Origin of the sequence: Agitococcus lubricus, from assembly GCF_003051055.1 — a bacterium.
Lineage (GTDB): Bacteria > Pseudomonadota > Gammaproteobacteria > Pseudomonadales > Moraxellaceae > Agitococcus > Agitococcus lubricus.
Genome location: NZ_QAON01000018.1, coordinates 1 through 18774, shown reverse-complemented (window position 1 = coordinate 18774; position 18774 = coordinate 1). Strand labels below are relative to the sequence as shown.

At 44.2% G+C, this 18774-nt stretch carries 13 protein-coding genes and 1 pseudogene; 7 read left to right on the top strand and 7 right to left on the bottom strand.

Features of this window, described 5'->3' with window-relative positions; genetic code table 11:
* The first annotated feature begins 13 nt into the window (after window positions 1–13).
* Window positions 14–1018 (top strand): ArsJ-associated glyceraldehyde-3-phosphate dehydrogenase, encoded by a 1005-nt coding sequence (locus C8N29_RS14210; protein ID WP_107866737.1) that lies wholly within the window; start codon window positions 14–16, stop codon window positions 1016–1018.
* Between the two features lie 2 nt (window positions 1019–1020).
* Window positions 1021–2232, top strand: coding sequence for an organoarsenical effux MFS transporter ArsJ (arsJ, locus tag C8N29_RS14205; RefSeq protein WP_107866736.1), 1212 nt, complete (start codon window positions 1021–1023; stop codon window positions 2230–2232).
* On the opposite strand, the gene C8N29_RS14200 is transcribed toward arsJ, so the two are convergent.
* Entirely contained in the window at window positions 2216–2710 is a 495-nt protein-coding gene (locus tag C8N29_RS14200; RefSeq protein ID WP_107866735.1) for a DNA-deoxyinosine glycosylase, read from the bottom strand. The two genes, arsJ and C8N29_RS14200, sit on opposite strands and share 17 nt — an antisense overlap.
* 153 nt (window positions 2711–2863) lie before the next feature.
* On the opposite strand from C8N29_RS14200, the gene ovoA reads away from it, so the two are divergent.
* From ovoA to C8N29_RS14185, 3 genes are all read left to right on the top strand, one after another.
* Window positions 2864–4978, top strand: coding sequence for a 5-histidylcysteine sulfoxide synthase (gene ovoA, locus C8N29_RS14195; RefSeq protein ID WP_239987177.1), 2115 nt, complete (start codon window positions 2864–2866; stop codon window positions 4976–4978).
* On the top strand, window positions 4975–6138 hold the full coding sequence (locus tag C8N29_RS14190; RefSeq protein ID WP_107866733.1) for a MalY/PatB family protein: 1164 nt from the start codon (window positions 4975–4977) through the stop codon (window positions 6136–6138). Before ovoA ends, C8N29_RS14190 begins: the two co-directional genes overlap by 4 nt.
* Before the next feature lie 212 nt (window positions 6139–6350).
* Complete coding sequence (locus tag C8N29_RS14185) at window positions 6351–6875, top strand: REP-associated tyrosine transposase (protein ID WP_107866732.1); 525 nt, start codon at window positions 6351–6353, stop codon at window positions 6873–6875.
* 235 nt (window positions 6876–7110) lie between these two features.
* Here C8N29_RS14185 and C8N29_RS14180 read toward each other — a convergent pair whose 3' ends face one another.
* From C8N29_RS14180 to C8N29_RS14165, 4 genes and pseudogenes are all read right to left on the bottom strand, one after another.
* On the bottom strand, window positions 7111–7464 hold the full coding sequence (locus C8N29_RS14180; protein WP_107866731.1) for a hypothetical protein: 354 nt from the start codon (window positions 7462–7464) through the stop codon (window positions 7111–7113).
* A gap of 5 nt (window positions 7465–7469) precedes the next feature.
* Window positions 7470–7733, bottom strand: a pseudogene (locus C8N29_RS14175) (hypothetical protein); the annotation flags it as partial.
* 109 nt (window positions 7734–7842) lie between these two features.
* Window positions 7843–8304 carry a hypothetical protein gene (locus C8N29_RS14170; protein ID WP_107866729.1) on the bottom strand — a complete coding sequence of 154 codons (462 nt, stop codon included), beginning with the start codon at window positions 8302–8304 and terminating at the stop codon, window positions 7843–7845.
* A gap of 82 nt (window positions 8305–8386) precedes the next feature.
* A complete protein-coding gene (locus C8N29_RS14165) occupies window positions 8387–10702 on the bottom strand; it encodes a putative bifunctional diguanylate cyclase/phosphodiesterase (RefSeq protein ID WP_107866728.1) in 2316 nt (771 codons plus the stop codon).
* 412 nt (window positions 10703–11114) lie between these two features.
* Between C8N29_RS14165 and C8N29_RS14160 the strand changes: the two genes are divergently transcribed.
* Together C8N29_RS14160 and C8N29_RS14155 are read left to right on the top strand one after the other, a co-directional pair.
* Complete coding sequence (locus C8N29_RS14160; RefSeq protein WP_107866727.1) at window positions 11115–12428, top strand: surface lipoprotein assembly modifier; 1314 nt, start codon at window positions 11115–11117, stop codon at window positions 12426–12428.
* 94 nt (window positions 12429–12522) lie between these two features.
* Complete coding sequence (locus C8N29_RS14155) at window positions 12523–14814, top strand: FecR family protein (RefSeq protein ID WP_107866726.1); 2292 nt, start codon at window positions 12523–12525, stop codon at window positions 14812–14814.
* 76 nt (window positions 14815–14890) lie between these two features.
* Here the strand turns inward: C8N29_RS14155 and C8N29_RS14150 are convergent, their stop codons facing one another.
* Complete coding sequence (locus tag C8N29_RS14150; protein ID WP_107866725.1) at window positions 14891–16564, bottom strand: ShlB/FhaC/HecB family hemolysin secretion/activation protein; 1674 nt, start codon at window positions 16562–16564, stop codon at window positions 14891–14893.
* 63 nt (window positions 16565–16627) lie between these two features.
* A partial coding sequence (locus C8N29_RS16780; protein ID WP_239987176.1) for a YDG domain-containing protein occupies window positions 16628–18774 on the bottom strand: 2147 nt, incomplete at its 5' end.

Below are 18774 nucleotides of genomic sequence, written 5' to 3'. Positions count from 1 at the left end.
GAGGAGATAAATCATGTCTATTAAAATAGGTATTAATGGTTTTGGACGTATTGGCCGTTTAGCATTACGTGCGGCATGGGACTGGCCAGAATTTGACTTTGTACAAATTAACGACCCTGCGGGTGATGCCGCCACCCATGCACATTTACTCAATTTTGATTCGGTACATGGCCGTTGGCAGCATCAAGCCGAGAGCGATGAGCAACATATCCTCATTGGTGCTAAAAAAATAAAAGTCACCCAACACAAAACCATTAGCGATACCGATTGGTCTGGCTGTGATCTTGTCATCGAAGCGAGTGGCAAAAATAAAACCGTTGCTGTGTTGCAAGCCTATATCGCTCAAGGCGTAAAACGCGTCGTCGTTAGTGCACCCGTCAAAGAGCAAGGGGCATTAAATGTGGTCATGGGCGTTAATCAGCATTTATACGATCCTGCACAACACCGTATTGTGACTGCGGCTTCATGTACCACCAACTGTATTGCACCTGTGATTAAAGTGATTCATCAACATTTAGGCATTCGTCATGGTTCAATCACCACCATCCACGACCTAACCAACACCCAAAGCATTTTAGACCAAGCCCATAAAGACCTGCGCCGTGCTCGGGCTTGTGGCATGAGCCTAATTCCAACAACCACAGGTTCAGCCACCGCCATTGCCGAAATTTTTCCTGAGCTACGTGGTAAATTAAATGGTCATGCAGTACGTGTGCCCTTAGCCAATGCCTCATTAACCGATTGTGTGTTTGAAGTTGAACGCGCCACCACCATTGACGAAGTTAACCAACTGTTAAAAGATGCCTCAGAAAATGACTTAAAAGGTATTTTAGGTTACGAAAGCCGTCCTTTGGTATCCATTGATTATCGCACCGACCCGCGCTCTTCGATTATCGATGCCTTATCGACCATGGTTATCAATGGCACACAAGTCAAATTGTATGCTTGGTATGATAATGAATGGGGCTATGCCAATCGCACGGTAGAATTGGCGCGTTTGGTGGGTTTGGCTAAGTAGCCATGACTCCAATCGTCCTCACCCCACAGCTCAAACAATACCTGATTGTCACAGGCAATTATTGGGCGTTTACCCTTACCGATGGTGCATTACGCATGTTAGTCGTTTTGCACTTTTATGGATTAGGGTTTTCACCGTTTGCCATTGCCAGTTTGTTTTTGTTTTATGAGTTTTTTGGTGTAGTCACCAATTTAATTGGCGGATATTTAGGCGCACGTTGGGGACTAAACCGTACCATGAATATTGGCTTAGGCATGCAAGTCTTTGCCTTGTTAATGCTGACTGTGCCAGCCGAATGGCTAACAATGTTGTGGGTAATGAGCGCACAAGCCTTATCTGGTATCGCCAAAGACCTCAACAAAATGAGTGCCAAAAGCTCTATTAAACTGTTAGTGCCTGACAACCAACAAAGCAAACTTTATCAATGGGTTGCTGTGTTAACAGGCTCAAAAAATGCCCTAAAAGGCTTGGGCTTCTTTTTAGGGGGTGTCTTATTATCCGTGTTTGGCTTTAGTGGCTCATTATTGATGTTAGCTTGTCTTTTAGCCCTGATTTGGCTTGCCAGTTTAGTGTTACTCAAAGAGGACTTAGGCAAAAAGAAAGCCAAGCCGAAATTTCGAGAATTATTATCAAAAAGTAGAGCCATTAACTTTTTATCGGCTGCACGTTTATTTTTATTTGCCGCGCGTGACGTTTGGTTTGTCATTGCCCTGCCCGTTTATTTAAGCCATCAATTTAATTGGGACTTTTGGTGGGTGGGCGGCTTTTTAGCATTATGGACAATTATGTATGGAGGTGTGCAATCCTTTGCCCCACATCTCACAGGCAAAAAACAAGGGCGTGTACCTGATGGCAAAGTCGCTTGCTTGTGGGCGAGTGCTTTATGTTTGTTGCCAGCCGCGATTGCCTTAGCATTAAACTGGCAATTGCCAGCATTAGCTGTGGTCGTTTGGGGTTTATTGGCTTTTGGTGTGTTGTTTGCCGTTAACTCCTCCTTACATAGCTATTTAATTGTTTCTTATGCACAAGCTGATGGCGTATCGTTAGATGTTGGTTTTTATTATATGTCTAATGCAATGGGCAGATTATTAGGCACATTATTATCAGGTTGGCTCTATCAACAGTATGGTTTAGCGGCTTGTTTATGGATTTCCACGCTATTTATTGCTTTTGCTGCGTTGCTTTCTTTGGGTTTGCCTAAACATAATGCTTAATCTGTTGCCATTTAGCCAGTTTTTGCTCAAACGACAAACTCGCATGCGCAGGACTGGTTGATGGCAAACGATAAAAAACAAAGGACGGCTTAAGCAACACATATTTTTTAAAATAATTTTCGGCGGTTGCGCCATTAAAAAATATCGCTTTTATCTGCTGATATTCAGCAAAAAAGCTTTCAAAATTATTAACTACTACCGAATCACCTTCAATTGCACTATCCAAACTGCCTTCACGTTTACAAGAGGCCAGCACATCCCACACCGCCACGCCTTTTGCTTGCAAAATTTGCACACGTTCCGCATAAGACGCTTGATCGGCTATACCCCATAACGCTTGCTGAATTGGCCAAAAGGCATTACGTGGATGGGCATAATACTGTTGTGCTTGTAAGGAAGCGACACTGGGCATACTGCCCAAAATCAACACGTGACTATGGGCACTCGCAATTGGTGAAAAGCCGTATAATGGTCTCATAATCTACAAACCGCGTTTTTGTCCTAGTCTTGTGTTAGTTTGTCCAATGTATAAAACACGCTATGTTATAGACAAACTGTTGATGTGTTCATGTGCTTGTCGCTGATGCGCACATTATCAATAGCCCCTCAGCACAAAAAAGAGCAACACTTCATGGATAACAGCATTTTATTCTCACGCACACCGTTATTAACAGGTCACGATATTGAAGCCACACGCCAAGAAATTTTGCACTACTTCTTAGACACGTTTAACCGTTATGAATCACTGTTTGAGTGCTTGGCCAACGAAGAAGCCTACTACAAAAAACCGATTAGCCTACGTCATCCCTTAATTTTTTATTTAGGCCACACCGCGACTTTTTTTGTCAACAAACTGTTATTAGTGCATTTAATTGACCAACGCATTAACCCACGTTTTGAGTCGATGTTTGCCGTCGGTGTGGATGAAATGAGCTGGGACGACCTTAACGATGCCCATTATGACTGGCCAAGCGTGAGTGAGGTTAAAGCCTATCGTCAAAAAATACGCAACCTCGTCAGTCACCTGATTCAAGAAGCGCCACTCACCTTACCCATTAACTGGCAAAACCCGTGGTGGGCAATTGTCATGGGGATAGAACACGAACGTATTCATCTCGAAACCTCCTCGGTATTAATTCGCCAACATCAACTGGCTTATGTTAAACCACACCCTGCATGGACAGCACACCACCAAACTGGCCAAGCACCCAACAATGAGTTAGTCACCATTCCAGCAGGCCAAGTCACGTTGGGCAAACAAAAAGACGATGCCTATTATGGTTGGGATAATGAATATGGCCAACATCATGCCGATGTCGCTAGCTTTCAAGCCAGTCGTTATTTAGTCAGTAATCAGGAATTTTTAGCCTTTGTTGCCGATAATGGTTATCAACAAGCGGCTTATTGGAGCGAAGAAGGTTGGGCATGGCGTGAGTTTGCCCAAGCGCAATATCCGACTTTTTGGCGCAAACAAGGTCACGATTGGCAATTACGCTTAATGACCGAAGAAGTCCCCATGCCTTGGGATTGGCCTGTCGAAGTGAATTATCATGAGGCCAAAGCCTTTTGTCAGTGGTTAAGCCAACAACAGCAACAAAACATCCGTTTACCCAGTGAAGACGAATGGCAACGCCTGTACCAATATGCTCAACTTGACCATCCTTCTGCCTCTCAACGCTGTGAAGCAAATTTACATTTAGATTATGCAGCGTCGGCTTGTCCTGTCACGCAGTTTCAGCATGGCGAATTGTTTGATGTGGTGGGTAATGTGTGGCAATGGACAGAAACACCGACTTATCCGTTTACAGGTTTTGATGTACATCCGATTTATGACGACTTTACCACCCCCACCTTTGACGACCGTCATAACCTAATCAAAGGTGGTTCATGGATTTCTTGTGGCAACGAAAGCCATCACAGCTCACGTTATGCCTTCCGCCGTCATTTTTTTCAACATGCAGGCTTTAGATACATTGTGGCTGACCATCAACCATTAACTATCAGCTCGCGTTATGAAACCGACAAATTAATGTCCGAATATGCCGAATTTCATTATGGTGATAGCTATTTTGGTGTTGCCAACTTTAGCCAAAGCCTTGCCCAACTGGCCATTGCACAAATGGGCAATCGCCCTGCTCACCATGCCCTTGATTTAGGTTGCGCCTCTGGTCGTGCCAGTTTTGAATTAGCCAAACATTTTCAGCAAGTCACTGGCATTGATTTTTCGGCACGTTTTATTCAACAAGGCGTACAATTGGCCGAACACGGGGTTTTACGTTATGCGATATGTGAAGAAGGCGAATTGGTTAGCTATAAAGAACGCCAATTACGCGATGTAGACTTGCATCAAGTGCGCCATAAAGTCAGTTTTTATCAAGGTGATGCCTGTAATCTCAAAGCCCAATTTACCGACTATGACCTCATTTTTGCCGCCAATTTAATTGACCGTTTATATGACCCCGCCAAATTTTTAAGCACGATTCATCAACGCTTAAATATGGGTGGTGTATTAATGATAGCCTCGCCTTATACATGGTTAGAAGAACATACACCACGCGCCAACTGGCTAGGCGGCTTCAAAAAAGATGGCGAAAGTTTTAGCACCTTTGATGGTTTAAGCGCGATACTTAGCAAACACTTTAGATTAATGAGCGAACCGCAAGCTGTGCCGTTTGTGATTAGAGAAACCAAACGTAAATTTCAACATAGTATGTCGGAAGTGAGTTTTTGGGAACGTATTCAATGAGTTATAATTTTGACCACATCTTAAATCACCATCAGCAAAATAGCATTAAGCACAATGCCAATCGCCAATTTTTTGGCACAGACGATGTGTTGCCGTTGTGGGTGGCAGATATGGATTTTGCCGTTGCACCTGCGATTAGCCAAGCGATTCAACAGCGCAGCCAATATCCGATTTTTGGTTATACCTTTTATCCCGAAACGATGTATCAGGCGTTGATTAACTGGTTTAGTCAACGTCATGGCTGGCAGATTAACCGCCAACAAATCATGATGACCAATGGTGTGGTGACGGCGATTCATGCGGTCATTCAAGCACTGACACAAATTGGCGATAAAATTATTATTCAACCACCTGTTTATCCCCCGTTTTTTTCGAGCGTCACCACGTGCCAACGGCAACTCTTGCTCAATCCTTTACGTTATCAAGATAATGATTATGTTATAGATTTTGAGCATTTAGAATATTGTGCTAAGCAAGGCGCAAAAATGTTAATTTTTTGCTCGCCTCACAACCCTGTGGGGCGAGTATGGACAAAAGCCGAGTTGGAGCAACTGTTAAGCATAACACGCCGTTATCAACTGATTATTTTAAGTGACGAAATTCATGCCGATTTAGTCTATCAACCGCATCAACATATTCCCTTAGCGACTTTAGCGCATAAAGATGATGTGCTTGTTACCGCGATTGCACCCAGTAAAAGTTTTAATATTGCAGGTTTAATGTTGTCTAGTTTGGTGGTGAGCCATGCACCAAGCCAACACGCTATCAATCAGGTGTTACACGGTTTACATTTAGGCAATTCTAACCCTTTTAGTATTGTTGCTTTTGAGGCAGCTTATGCACATGGGGCTGATTGGCTTAATGCCGTATTAGGCTATTTGCAAGCCAATCGTGATTTTGCCCTAGATTTTATAGCACAACATTGCCCACGTTTAAGCGCAATTTCACCACAAGGCACATATTTATTATGGCTCAATTGTCAACAATTAGGCTTAAATAATCAGCAGTTACGGCAATTATTTACCCATCAAGCCAAAGTCGCACTCAATGCAGGTGACACCTTTGGTGAGATTGGTAGTGGTTTTATGCGGTTAAATTTTGCCTTGCCTAGAGTGCAGTTGGCGGAGGCTTTGAGGAGGATTGAGGGAGTTATTGGCTAACTTTCTAATAAGTTGGCTACGATTTGGAAAAGTCTTCTTTTATGATGTCGTACTTTGCATAAGTTATGATGTTATCTATAGTTAATTGTCTGTTGAAATTCAGTTCTTTTAGTATTTAATTGATTTATCCAAGCTGAATAATTTCTAATATCTTGTACCATCTCGTCTTTAATTGGCAAAAGTGGGAGTTATCCACAAAAGGGAATAATATCATGGTCAATTATCGGCGCGAATATATTTTAGGCAGTACCGTGTTTTTAACTATCACCTTAAAAAATAGGCAGTCCGATTGGTTATGCCGTTATATTAATGAATTAAGAAATGCCATTCAAACAGCCCGTCAGCGTTCGCCTTTTGACCTGATTGCCATTTGTGTATTGCCCGAACATTTGCATATTGTGATGCAGTTGCCAACCAACGAGGGGAATTTTAGCCACAGAGTACGGTTAATAAAGTCGTTATTTAGTCAGCGATTAGCCAAAAAATTAGCATTACACCCAAACACACGCGGTGAATATGAGATATGGCAACGGCGATTTTGGGAGCATACCATTAAAAATGAAGAAGATTTACAGCGTTGTGTGGATTATGTGCATTTTAATCCCGTGAAACATGGTTTAGTTACGCAGGTAAAAGATTGGCCGTTTTCGTCATTTCATCGTGCCGTAAAAGAAGGACGGTTGGCCGAAAATTGGGGCAGTGAAAATGTAAAAACCCTAGGTGATTGGGGTGAGTAATAAGTTGTAAAAATCACATTTTGGTAGCCCGTGTGAAGTGAAACGGAACACGGGATTACGACAGTGTTAAAAGATAAACCATTGTTTTGGCGGCATTTAATCCCGTATTTCGCGATGCTCCATTACGGGCTACGGCACTCTAAGCCTAAAAAATCAGCGAGTAGCCCGTGTGAAGTGCAACGTAACACGGGATTACGGCAGTGTTAAGGAAATAGGGAGTTGTTTTTGAAGATATTTAACACGCCATAGCATATCGATCATCTTGAGTAATAAGAGGCTCAAATTTAGACAGCCACAGTTCTTTAGCATCCCGCTGCCAATCAGAAGAAAGATTTATTTCTCCTAAATAAGCACGAATAGCGAGAATAGCATCCTTAAATTCCTCAGAACTTAACTCACTAAAATGTAATTGAGCTAAAACATCGAATTCTCTAATTTTATCGAGAATATCAGAAAATTTATGACCTAGTGCATTATCAATCAAAACCTCAAGTAAAGCAGAGTCTGTCCCACCTAACGTAATAAAAAGCGATTGAATATTTTGTGTTTTAACATCGGTAGCAATGCCCACAAAGACAGTAATTCCCATATTTTTTACCTCATAATAATGAATTTTTCCTGTGCTGATTTTGGCAAGGTCTTAACAAAATTCATAAATATCTGCTGATTTTTAGAATTTAATATTCTAAAGTCAACAGGCACAAAATCAGACTTTTGCACATGTTCTTTAATTTGCTCAATACCCTCAATGACATTTGATTTTGGATTCAAAACGGTCATATTTTTTTCATAGAACTGATTTAATCTATTAATGTTATCATCCATCTTAGCAAGCGTAGGGGTTACGGTAGCGTTAAAAGATAAGCCATTGTTTTGGCGTCATTTAATCCCGTATTTCGCGATGCTCCATACGGGCTACACTTGCTTATGTTACGTTAAACGTCACATAGGATATCGTCTCGTTCGGTTATTTCACCCGCTTAAAACGCAAACGCTGACCCGTCGTCAAATCCACACTGGTATGCTCATCAGGGCTAATGTCTGTCATCTTAAACTTACCCGAATAAGGCAAGGTCAGATGCAATAAATTGGGTTCTATGTGGGTTGCAGTTTCGGTAATCACGTCTTGGTCAATGGCATACGTCCCTGCAAAACGCACGGTCGGCTCAGCAGACAAACTCGCGTCAGGATAATAGCCCCCATACCATGTCCCATCGCTATTAAACGTCGTTAAGGAGTATGTGTCCGTATTTTCGGCAGGTGCCCAAGTCCCTAGCAAATAAGTAGCAAGGTCTTGGGTATTAATCGAGAGTGACGATTTAGGGACGGTATCTTCTGCGTAAAGCACTGTCGAACCACTGGCCAAGAGCAGACAAACCAAGAGCGTTAATCGTTTTTTCATCATTTGTGTCAGCACTGCGTTATTCATCTCCCTATGTTGCTAATAACGCAAGTGAGTGTCAATCCATGTCATTTAATCGACTTCATCGCTCAGGCTCTTTGCGAATACACTAACCCAACACCACTTTAGACTGATAACGTCGGTCTAAGGACATTGCCATGAGTTCGGCAAGTGACTTAGGGCGACTCAAGACAAAGCCCTGAATCAAACTACAACCAAATTGACGCAAAAAGGCAAATTGGGCATCGTTTTCTACGCCTTCAGCAATCACTGACACATTCATGTGCCGACCTAAATCTAAAATGGTACGCACAATCGCCTTATCGCCTTTATCTTGTGGCAGCCCATAAATAAAGGAACGGTCTATTTTTAGGTAAGAAATCGGCAGCTTTTTGAGTCTAGATAAGGAGGAATGCCCCATGCCAAAATCATCCAAACTAATCTTGAAGCCCAACTGCCGTAAGGAGCTCATCACAGGAATCAGTTTGTCGGGTTGTTTCATGACCATGCCTTCGGTCATTTCTAAACATAAAAACTTAGGCGATAAATTGTAGGCCTCCATTAAACCCAATAATTCGGTGGGTAATTTGGCGTTAATAAACTCAGGTGCTGCCATGTTGATATGCATTTGCAAGTCGCCCCAGCCTGCTTGCTGTAGTTTGGCTAGGTCACGGCAGGCTTGGCCTAATACCCAACGTCCTATTTGGACAATTAGGCGACTTTGTTCGGCAATAGGAATAAAGACATCAGGCGGGACTAAATCGCCATTTTTACGTCGCCAGCGAATTAAGGCTTCAATGGCAATCATTTTTTGGCCACCCCGCGAAAAATCATAAAGGGGTTGATATTCTAAAAAGAAATCATGATTGATTAAGGCATGATGTAGCTCGGCTTCCATCGTTAATTGCTGAACAAGGCTAGATTGCTCTTGTGCAAGGTCGGCACTGGTTTGCTCAGAAATAAAACTAATGGCGTTGCGTCCTTGCTGTTTACTGCGATACATGGCGATGTCGGCATTACGTACTAACTCTGCACCCGTCCAACCATTATCGGGAAATAAAGCAATCCCGACACTCGCCGATACCGTCAATTCTTGCTCCCCCCAAAAAAAGGGGGTGCGTGCCGCCAGCAATACGCGCTCGGCTAGGGCTTTGAGTTGTACCTGTGTCATTGCAGGTTTGGTTAATAAGGCAAATTCATCGCCGCCTAAACGTCCAACAGCCCCTCCATCAACGGCAATGGCTTGTAAACGATGGGCAAACTCCCGTAACACCACATTGCCTGCATCATGACCAAAGGCGTCGTTAATGGGTTTGAATCGGTCTAAATCTATAAACAACACCGCAAAAGAGATGGCAGATGAGGTGGCGTTAAGGCAAGCCGCATCGAGTAAATTATTAAAATGATTACGATTGGATAAACCTGTCAAATCGTCAATTTGTGCCAATTGGCGAATGCTTTCCTGTTGCTCCATACGTTGCACAGTTTGCGCCACTAAGGTGCCAATGGCAGACGATAAGGCAGGTAATTGTGCTTCTTTTTGCCGTGATAATTTACTAAAAAACTCCATCACACCGGGACTATGGCGACGACCATCGGCTGTCATATACGATACAGGAAAGGCATAACCTGATTGCAGGCCACACAACATTGCCCCTTTTCTACGTAAAAAATGACGGTCGTGTGGAATATCTTCAACCCAGCTCGCTTGTGCGGTGTGCCACACTCCCCCGACTAAGCCCTCTCCTGCCCCCATACGTATGGTGGTACTTTCTTGGGTAAAAGCACTCATCGGATATTCAGGGTCATGCCAATAGTATTTACACGCTAATTTGTGCGCACCCATTGTTTCTTGTTCTACGGCCCAATACGCCCCCCACTCCCAACCTAAGTTCTCACACACTAATTGAATGACTTTAATAATCGCTTTACCCAAAGAGTTTGCCCCTACTAGCAACTGAGTAGAAGCCAAACTAAAGCGCTCGCGCATTTCGGCATGTTTAGCGGCGGTAATATCGACTAATACCCCCGCTTTGACTGTAGGTTGACTTAACATCTGTGGTAAGGGCACCAAACGTAACCAGCGTAACCCGTCGAGTTCGTTAATAATACGAAACTCACATTCAATCAGTTGCTGACTTTGATTGTTTAATGCCGCTTCTAACATCGGGCTATCTTCGGCCAAGACCTGCATAAAACCTGTCGCCATATCGTGCAAGCCTGTATGCACATCTAATAATAAGGCTGCCCCACGCGATAAGACTAATTGCTGACTGTCAATATCAAACCACCAACGACCAAAGGCGGCAGCTTGCTCTACCGCATCGACTAAATGTGCTTGTGTCATTGCCATAGCTAACGCAGGGACAAGTTCAACGCTGTGTTGCGTTGTCAGTCGAGTTGTTAACGAGGATGTATGCTCCATAATCGTCCAACCTTTAAGTAATAGCGGTTATTTACCCCATCAATCGTCCTAAGTGTATGAGGCAGTACTGTCAGGATTTAGCGGTGAAGCGGAGTAAACCTTACAGCATCTAAGTTGCTGATTGACGACAAGAATAAGGATGAATCACCAAACCATAAACAGGCACAGACTCACCACTCAACAGACCTTAGACTAAAACCAAGCAAGTTTTACGCCATGATGGTGTGATAGACGGTGTGAGTTAGCAAATTCCCACTTTTGACCAGCGACCTGTAGACAAAAGAATACACCCTATGCAACAGAGAAATAATCCGCGTCCTCTGGAAGTTGACTATCGTTTTATGCAGGCGTATTACAATGGAAGATGCTATGATTAATCACGTATTGTTTAGCTAAATCAGGGAACGACCTTATGCGCCCAATTCTTGCTGTTGCTTTGCTCGGTTTATTATCTGCCTTACCCGTTTATGCAGACTCCTTGTTAACGCAAGCAGAGAACCATTTACAGCAACAACAATTTAAGGAAGCACTTGCGCTACTTGCGCCTGTCGAAGACGACCGTGCAGGTGAGCCAGCATACGATTATTTGTTAGGTTTGGCGTATCTCAACCTCAACGAAACCACTCTCGCTACCTTTGCGTTTGAACGGTGTTTAGCCACCGACCCCAATCATGGCCCATGCCGTGTACAAATGGCACGTACACACTTTGCCATGCGTGAGTATGAAAATGGCCGTAAAGAGTTATATATTCTTCAAGCCTACAATCCCCCTGCTGCTGTTCAACAGTTAATACAAAAATATTTAGGGGCAGATTTGTATGCACTTGCCAAACCAGACCCTACTGCACGTAGCCAAGCCTATCTCCAATTTGGTGTAGCTTATGATAGCAACATCAACAGTGCGACTGACCAGCGTCAAATTGCCTTACCTAGCTTGCCCATCAGTCTAAACGTCAATCCTAATTCACAACAACAAGATGGTTTAGCATTACAAGGGCAAATCGCAGCCAATTACCTACACCCGCTAGCTAAGACATGGCTGGCACAAGTCAATACAGAACTCCATTTTCATGACTATCAGGACCATAGCGAATACAGCTATCAAACGCTGAATCTGGACTTAGGCCTCATGAAAAAAATGCCCCGTCAACAGTGGGCAACCAAAGTGCAATTACAAAAAACATGGTTGGGCGGCGACACGTATCGAGACGTCATCGGTGGCTTAGCCCAATATCAATTCATGCCCAATAAAGGCACACAGTTCACGGCTTATACGCAACTGAGCCAACTCAACTACGAAGTAACAACCCGTGACAGCCAGCGTCTGAGCACGGGGGTGGCTTATGCCCAAGCGTTTGCGAGGGCATATCAGCCCGTGTTTTATAGTGGTGTCTATGTAGGCCAAGACCAAACCGATGATGATAGTTTTGATGCCTATAGCTATGACTTTTGGGGTATACGGACAGGCGGTTCGTTAACTATTGCGCCTAAGCTACAAGTCAATGCGGGACTTAACTACGAAGATAGACAGTTTGGGGATGTTTTTCCGTTATTTCAGCAAACACGCGAAGACCAAGAACTCAACCTGAATATCGGTATGACATGGCAACTCAACGAAGCGACGCGTGTACAACCTAACTACAGTCTTATCCGTAATCAGTCGACGATTGTTCTGACCGATTATGAGCGCCATATTGTCGCTGTTGATATACGTTTTGACTTTTAAGCTAGCCGTTTAATTTTTGATAGATTGTTTAAGACCTACGCCACGTTAATCCCTTCGTGTGGCCGCCCGTCTCTTAGCAAATGGAGCACTGACCATGATTGCAATTTTTCAGCCTCGTCAATTTTTAGCCTTCATGGTGTCTTGTTTATCGGCAGGCTATAGCATCGCTGCGGACATGGCAGGACGTGTCAATTTTGTCAGTGGCAAGGTACAAGCCATTGAAGCGGACGGTTCTGAACGGACATTAAACAAAGGCGACTTGGTGTATCGTGGTGAGCGGCTTGATACAGGCAATGGCCGTTTGCAAATTCGCTTTACTGACGGCAGTATCGTTTCTTTACAACCCGATACCAGCTTTAAGGTCGATGATTATCAGTTTGATAAAAGTAAACCCGAACAAGGCCGTGTACAGTTTAATTTTTTGCGCGGTGGTTTTAGAACCGTGACAGGCGCGATTGGCAAAGTCAATCGCGCCAACTACACGGTGCGTAGTCCTGTGGCCACCATTGGGATTCGCGGCACAGGTTACGCAACCACGCTCCATAATGGCTTATTGACGTTGACAGTAGATAAAGGCATCGTCAATTTGAGCAATCCGTTTGGTTCTAGTAATGTCAATGCAGGCCAAACTTTTCAGGTTGAAGCAGGCCAAGCGCCTAAATTTGCCCCAGCAGGCGTCAATGCCGCAGCTTTGGCTCAAAGTCCCACGCTAAACACAGAGGGCGATAACGAGACCGATACACCGAGTCAAATACACATTCCATTAGCCTTATTAGAGGGTGAAATTAACCCTTTAACTCTTCCCAACAACAACATCATCCTAACAGATTCTTTTTATGCTCCGCAAAGTGGCACACCCGAACCCAATTATAGTTTTGCCAGCCGCTTTTTACAGTCAGATAACAAACTGCTGATTACCAATGTCGGTGGTTTTTTTGAGCGTCAAAATAGCAGCGAACTTGGTAGCTTGAATCAACTCACTGTCACCCGTAATAACACCATCAATACCCTATTTAATCGCGGTAACAGTCAATTAGGGGGTTTACATACGAATAATGTACAAAGTTTTAGTGGCCTATCCATTGGTGAATGGCACAACGGTACCGCCAGTATTGGCACATTAGATACGAGTGATAATACGATCAGTCTTGCTAATAATGAATTTGAGCCTTATGCCATTGGCCGTGCTGCCAGTGCTGTGTTAGGGATGGATAGTCAAGGTCAAGGCATCACCCTAAATTACAGTTTGATGGGCGCAACCCCTGCCCGTAGTACAGCAGGCGACACAGGCACAGTCAGTCAGTTTAATTTAGCATTAACGCTGTCTGCGGTAGCGTTGGTCGATGTGGACATGACGGTACGTATGCAACAAACAGGCACCTATCGTATCAATCAACAAAATATTGCCATCAACAATCAAGGCAGTAATTTACTCACAGGCTTTCAACTTGAAAACACAGAGTTAATCGCCGAAGGACAAGCCTGTATCAGCAGTGGTTGCCCTGTCACCTTGGCTGTGTTTTTAGCTGAGCAACTCAAGGCCTTAGGCGTGATTTACAATATCAATCTCAATAATGGTCAACAAATTGGCGGGGCATTGGCGGGTGGTCTGACTAATGCCAGCTCAGAGAATGTGTTACTGCCTAATACCAATACGGGCGATTATAAAGCACTTTTTGTCAGTGCCACACGCGGTCAACAACAAGAACAAATGAGTGTCAGCTTTGCCAGCAATGGCGCATGGCAACAAGGGGTTGATAGCGACAATAAACTCTATCAAGCCGCCAGTACGAATCCTGCCAATAATACAGAAATCACGCACATCAATCGTCAATTATCGTGGGGAAAATGGGCAGAGGGGGAACTGATTTATGAAGATAGTACACTCAATTTAGACGCAGACAGTGTGCATTATCTAGTGGGTATCCCTACCACCGCTAACTTTCCGACGACACAACTCAGTTATAACCTTGTGGGCGGTACAACCCCCAGTGTTATTATCGCTAACGCGGGTAGCAACAGTACTGCCAGCCTAAGTTATGGCGCGATTGACATTGACTTTGGCAGACAAACAACGGGCTTAAGTTTTGGCTTAAATGTGCAAGAAAACAATCAGGTCGCACAAGTTGACGTGTCAGGTAATGGTAGTTTGAATGCGGGTAATTTAAGTTTTAATGATTTATTTATTGGCACGACCGTCAATAATAATCAAACGTTTTGCGGCAATTGCCAAGGCAGTGCTCAAGGTTTTGTCATGGGGACGAATGCTGATGGCGTGGCCTTAAGTTACCAACTCACAGGCGTGCCTTTGGTACAACAAAGCGCAGACAGCATTCACGGCGTGATGTTGTTCGCTAATCCACATCCGACGCCTGTACAACCTTAAATCAGACACGGTGGGAGAGTTATCATGCCAGTTTGTAGATATTGATAGTCACTCTCCCCTCGCTAATACAGAACACTTAAAAGCGATAACTGGCCTCTAGCCATACGCGCGGTTGTTGGTCTTTATCTGCTTGAGGTAGCTCACTGCCGCGCCATGCCAAACTGAGTTTTAAGCCCATGTTATCTATCACACTGGCACTGACACCCACTCCACCACCGCCAATAGAACGTATGTTATCTGCGGGACTAAAGGTTTCATGATTGAGCGTGGCTTGTGCATAGTCATAAAAAATAAATCCCGTCAAATTGGCTAATAAACGCGTACGTAACTCCGCATTTAATAATATTGCTTCATCTGCAAGTAGCTCGCCCGTTGGATACGCCCTAACGGTTGTTGCACCACCTAAATTCATTTTTTCTGAGGAATCTAAATTATTGGTCGCTAATTGCGCCATCACATTCAAATAAACACTCCAATCTGCCCCTAGACTACGCACAGTATTCGCAGCAAACACCACTTTGGCATATTGGCCATTGGTCTGAGCGGTGCTTTGGTCTTTACTGAGTGCAGACGGTGTTTTGATATCTAACTTGCCTAACCAAGCCTCTACGCGCCATTGACTTTGACGCCCTTGCCCAATGTCATTAGCTACCAAACTGACTTGTAGACGACGGACTGTTTTTTCTGTTTCGACCTTAAGTGCATCTAAGTAATCTTTTAAGTCACGTTGTTCGATAGCTGCATTGGCCGTAATACGACGATTGAGTGTCAATACCAACGGATAACTGGTTTGTAAACCAACTGACTGAGCTGTACCGTGTGCATCTAAACTTTCAAATACATCACCCAAACGGTAACGGCTATAACTCAGATTTGCCCCTGCGCGCAAGCCTGCTGAGCCTATAGGCATGTCCCACTCACTACGCGCATAGGCTAAGGCTTCATCACTGACGGCCATTTGTAAACTTAATTCATCACCTCGCTTTAATGGACTATTAACGGCGGTATACAGAGCTAATCGATTCTGACCTGTATAACGGTCGCCCGCATTATCTAATAAAACAGCACTACGGTAAGGTCGGTCGGCAGGCACAGTAACCAACAAATTAGATAGGCCGACAGCGTCACCTGCTTGCAAAGCGCCTTGTATTTGCGCAACACCTGCTAGGTCGTCAATTAATAATAAGGCTTGATTTAAGCGTTCATTATTCATCACTTCGCCGACTTGTAAATGGTCTTGCAAAATGGCTTCAATCAAGGATGTTTTGACAGCACTGTGGTTGCTAATGACTGTTTTACCTAAACGTCCCTCTAATACTTCAATCGTGAGTTCACCGTCTTTAATTGTTTGGGGGGGTAAATAGGCACGTGCGACCAAATACCCTCGATGGCGATAAAAACGAGTAATCAACTTCGCTGCATGATTGAGCTCGGCTAAACTTTGTTCACTGCCCTGTAAACTCACTAATAAGGCTTCTAAGGTTTGGGCGCTAAAGACCGTACTGCCTTTGACATGGATTTTATTGACCATAAACCGTACATCATGACGTGTCGATGTACTATCAGCCGTGAGTTTGTCATCAATCAAGACAGGCGATTGTGTTGTTCCTTGAGGCGTCACCACAGGTATATTTTGTAGATTTTGCAAGGTCTGACCCGCATCGGGTTGTATCGGCTCTGCATGTAAAGACGATAGGGAAATACTCAGCAGACAGCACGACCACAAAAGTTTAGGGGACAAGACTTTCATTACACGTTAATCCTTTGTTCGCTAACGGTGCGAGTAGCGCACATGCGCTGACCCGCTAGGTAGTTATTTGACATCATCATCTATGTTATTGGCTGACATCACCGTATTGGGTAATTGCATACCATCGCCCTCTATCACCACTAAGCCCAAGGGGTTTAGCATCATATCTTGAATATCCGTATTTTGAGCCACTAAAGGATGCGTTTGCTCTGGTTTATTCGGCATGTTATTTCGTAATGGAATGCTATCAATCGATGGCTGTTCGGCAGTTCCTGTCACTGGAATAACTGTCAATATGCCCGTTTGATAGGCAAACTGATAGTTAGTTGACGATAAGCCAGACAGACTCACCGTATAGTCACCTGCTGTAGAGTCAGCGTTGGCATTGGTGCTAAATATCAAACGACCACTCACGTCTGCAATCAGAGTGGCCAAATTGGTATTTTCATCGGCAGCAAAAATGATATTCCCACTCAAACCTGTCAGATTATCAGTGACAACAAAATTATTGAGGCTGCTACTAAAACGAGGATTGGCTTGCCCTTGTTGTTTTTGACTGTTATTGACGGCAACCACTAAGGTGGCTGGCGTAATATTGGCTGTTGTCGGGGCGTCTACACGGAAGATATAATTATGTGCATCCTGCCCCGCTAACACACCAGATACGTTGACTATTTTATTTTGTCCCGCATTTTTATCGGCAAAAGCGCCTTGTGTCAGTAAGTAAACAGTATCTGCTGGCTGTCCTTCATCGCCATTAAACACCCCATCTAAGGACGCGCTTAAGATGACGCTTTGCGTGCCGTCATAAATTTTATTTTCGGCAGTAATCGTCGCACGCAATTCGAGGGGACTAATACTGGCCGTAGTTGTCGTGTTGTTAACGAGCCTGTAATTGGTAGCATCTGCGCCAGTCAGGCGGGCGCGCGTAATCGTAACCGTTTTATCTTGGCCAACGTTTCTATCGTCAAATATACCTCGTGTTGATAAAGTGACATTATCGTCTGCAATAATATCGGTTAAGTTACCCGTAATCAGTGCTGACGTACTGCCATCATATATTTTATCTTGCGCTTGTAATTGCACACTAATCTCTTTGGCTATGATGTTAGCACGGGTTGTACGATTGATAGTGATGTCATAGTTTCCAGCATCTGCACCCGAAATGGTATGGATGAGATTGACACTTTTACCCACCCCGACATTCTTAGAAGTAAACTGACCCGTACTGCTTAGCTGTACGTCATCACCCGCAATCACATCCAATAAACTGCCGCTGACCGTGGCATTCGTTTTTCCGTCATAGACTTTGTTTTCTGCCGTCACCATCCCGCTAATCGTTTTTACCGTGATGTCGGCCGTTGCCGTGTCATTTAACTGGATGCTGTAGTTATTCAAGTCGGCACCGCTGAGTTGATTCGTCAACGTGACCGTTTTATTGCTTCCGACATCCTTCGTAGCAAACTGACCTGTGCTGCTTAGCTGTACGTCATCACCCGCAATCACATCCAATAAGCTGCCGCTGACCGTGGCATTCGTTTTTCCGTCGTAGACTTTGTTTTCTGCCGTCACCGTCCCGCTAATCGTTTTTACCGTGATGTCGGCCGTTGCCGTGTCATTTAGCTGGATGCTGTAGTTATTCAAGTCGGCACCGCTGAATTGATTCGTCAACGTGACCGTTTTATTGCTTCCGACATCCTTCGTAGCAAACTGACCTGTGCTGCTTAGCTGTACGTCATCACCCGCAATCACATCCAATAAACTGCCGCTGACCGTGGCATTCGTTTTTCCGTCGTAGACTTTGTTGTCTGCCGTCACCATCCCGCTAATCGTTTTCACCGTGATGTCGGCCGTTGCCGTGTCATTTAACTGGATGCTGTAGTTTTGTGCATCTATCCCTGAAATGCTGTTGCTTAACGTGACCGTTTTTCCTTGACCAACCTGTTTATCACTGAACTGACCCGTACTGCTTAGCTGTACGTCATCACCCGCAATCACATCCAATAAACTGCCGCTGACCGTGGCATTCGTTTTTCCGTCGTAGACTTTGTTTTCTGCCGTCACCATCCCGCTAATCGTTTTCACCGTGATGTCGGCCGTTGCCGTGTCATTTAACTGGATGCTGTAGTTTTGTGCATCTATCCCTGAAATGCTGTTGCTTAACGTGACCGTTTTTCCTTGACCAACCTGTTTATCACTGAACTGACCCG

Bases quoted from the DNA above. Each gene is read 5' to 3' on its own strand.
- C8N29_RS14210 (WP_107866737.1), top strand. From the start codon at position 14: ATGTCTATTAAAATAGGTATTAATGGTTTTGGACGTATTGGCCGTTTA.
- arsJ (WP_107866736.1), top strand. From the start codon at position 1,021: ATGACTCCAATCGTCCTCACCCCACAGCTCAAACAATACCTGATTGTC.
- C8N29_RS14200 (WP_107866735.1), bottom strand. From the start codon at position 2,710: ATGAGACCATTATACGGCTTTTCACCAATTGCGAGTGCCCATAGTCAC.
- ovoA (WP_239987177.1), top strand. From the start codon at position 2,864: ATGGATAACAGCATTTTATTCTCACGCACACCGTTATTAACAGGTCAC.
- C8N29_RS14190 (WP_107866733.1), top strand. From the start codon at position 4,975: ATGAGTTATAATTTTGACCACATCTTAAATCACCATCAGCAAAATAGC.
- C8N29_RS14185 (WP_107866732.1), top strand. From the start codon at position 6,351: ATGGTCAATTATCGGCGCGAATATATTTTAGGCAGTACCGTGTTTTTA.
- C8N29_RS14180 (WP_107866731.1), bottom strand. From the start codon at position 7,464: ATGGGAATTACTGTCTTTGTGGGCATTGCTACCGATGTTAAAACACAA.
- C8N29_RS14170 (WP_107866729.1), bottom strand. From the start codon at position 8,304: ATGAATAACGCAGTGCTGACACAAATGATGAAAAAACGATTAACGCTC.
- C8N29_RS14165 (WP_107866728.1), bottom strand. From the start codon at position 10,702: ATGGAGCATACATCCTCGTTAACAACTCGACTGACAACGCAACACAGC.
- C8N29_RS14160 (WP_107866727.1), top strand. From the start codon at position 11,115: ATGCGCCCAATTCTTGCTGTTGCTTTGCTCGGTTTATTATCTGCCTTA.
- C8N29_RS14155 (WP_107866726.1), top strand. From the start codon at position 12,523: ATGATTGCAATTTTTCAGCCTCGTCAATTTTTAGCCTTCATGGTGTCT.
- C8N29_RS14150 (WP_107866725.1), bottom strand. From the start codon at position 16,564: ATGAAAGTCTTGTCCCCTAAACTTTTGTGGTCGTGCTGTCTGCTGAGT.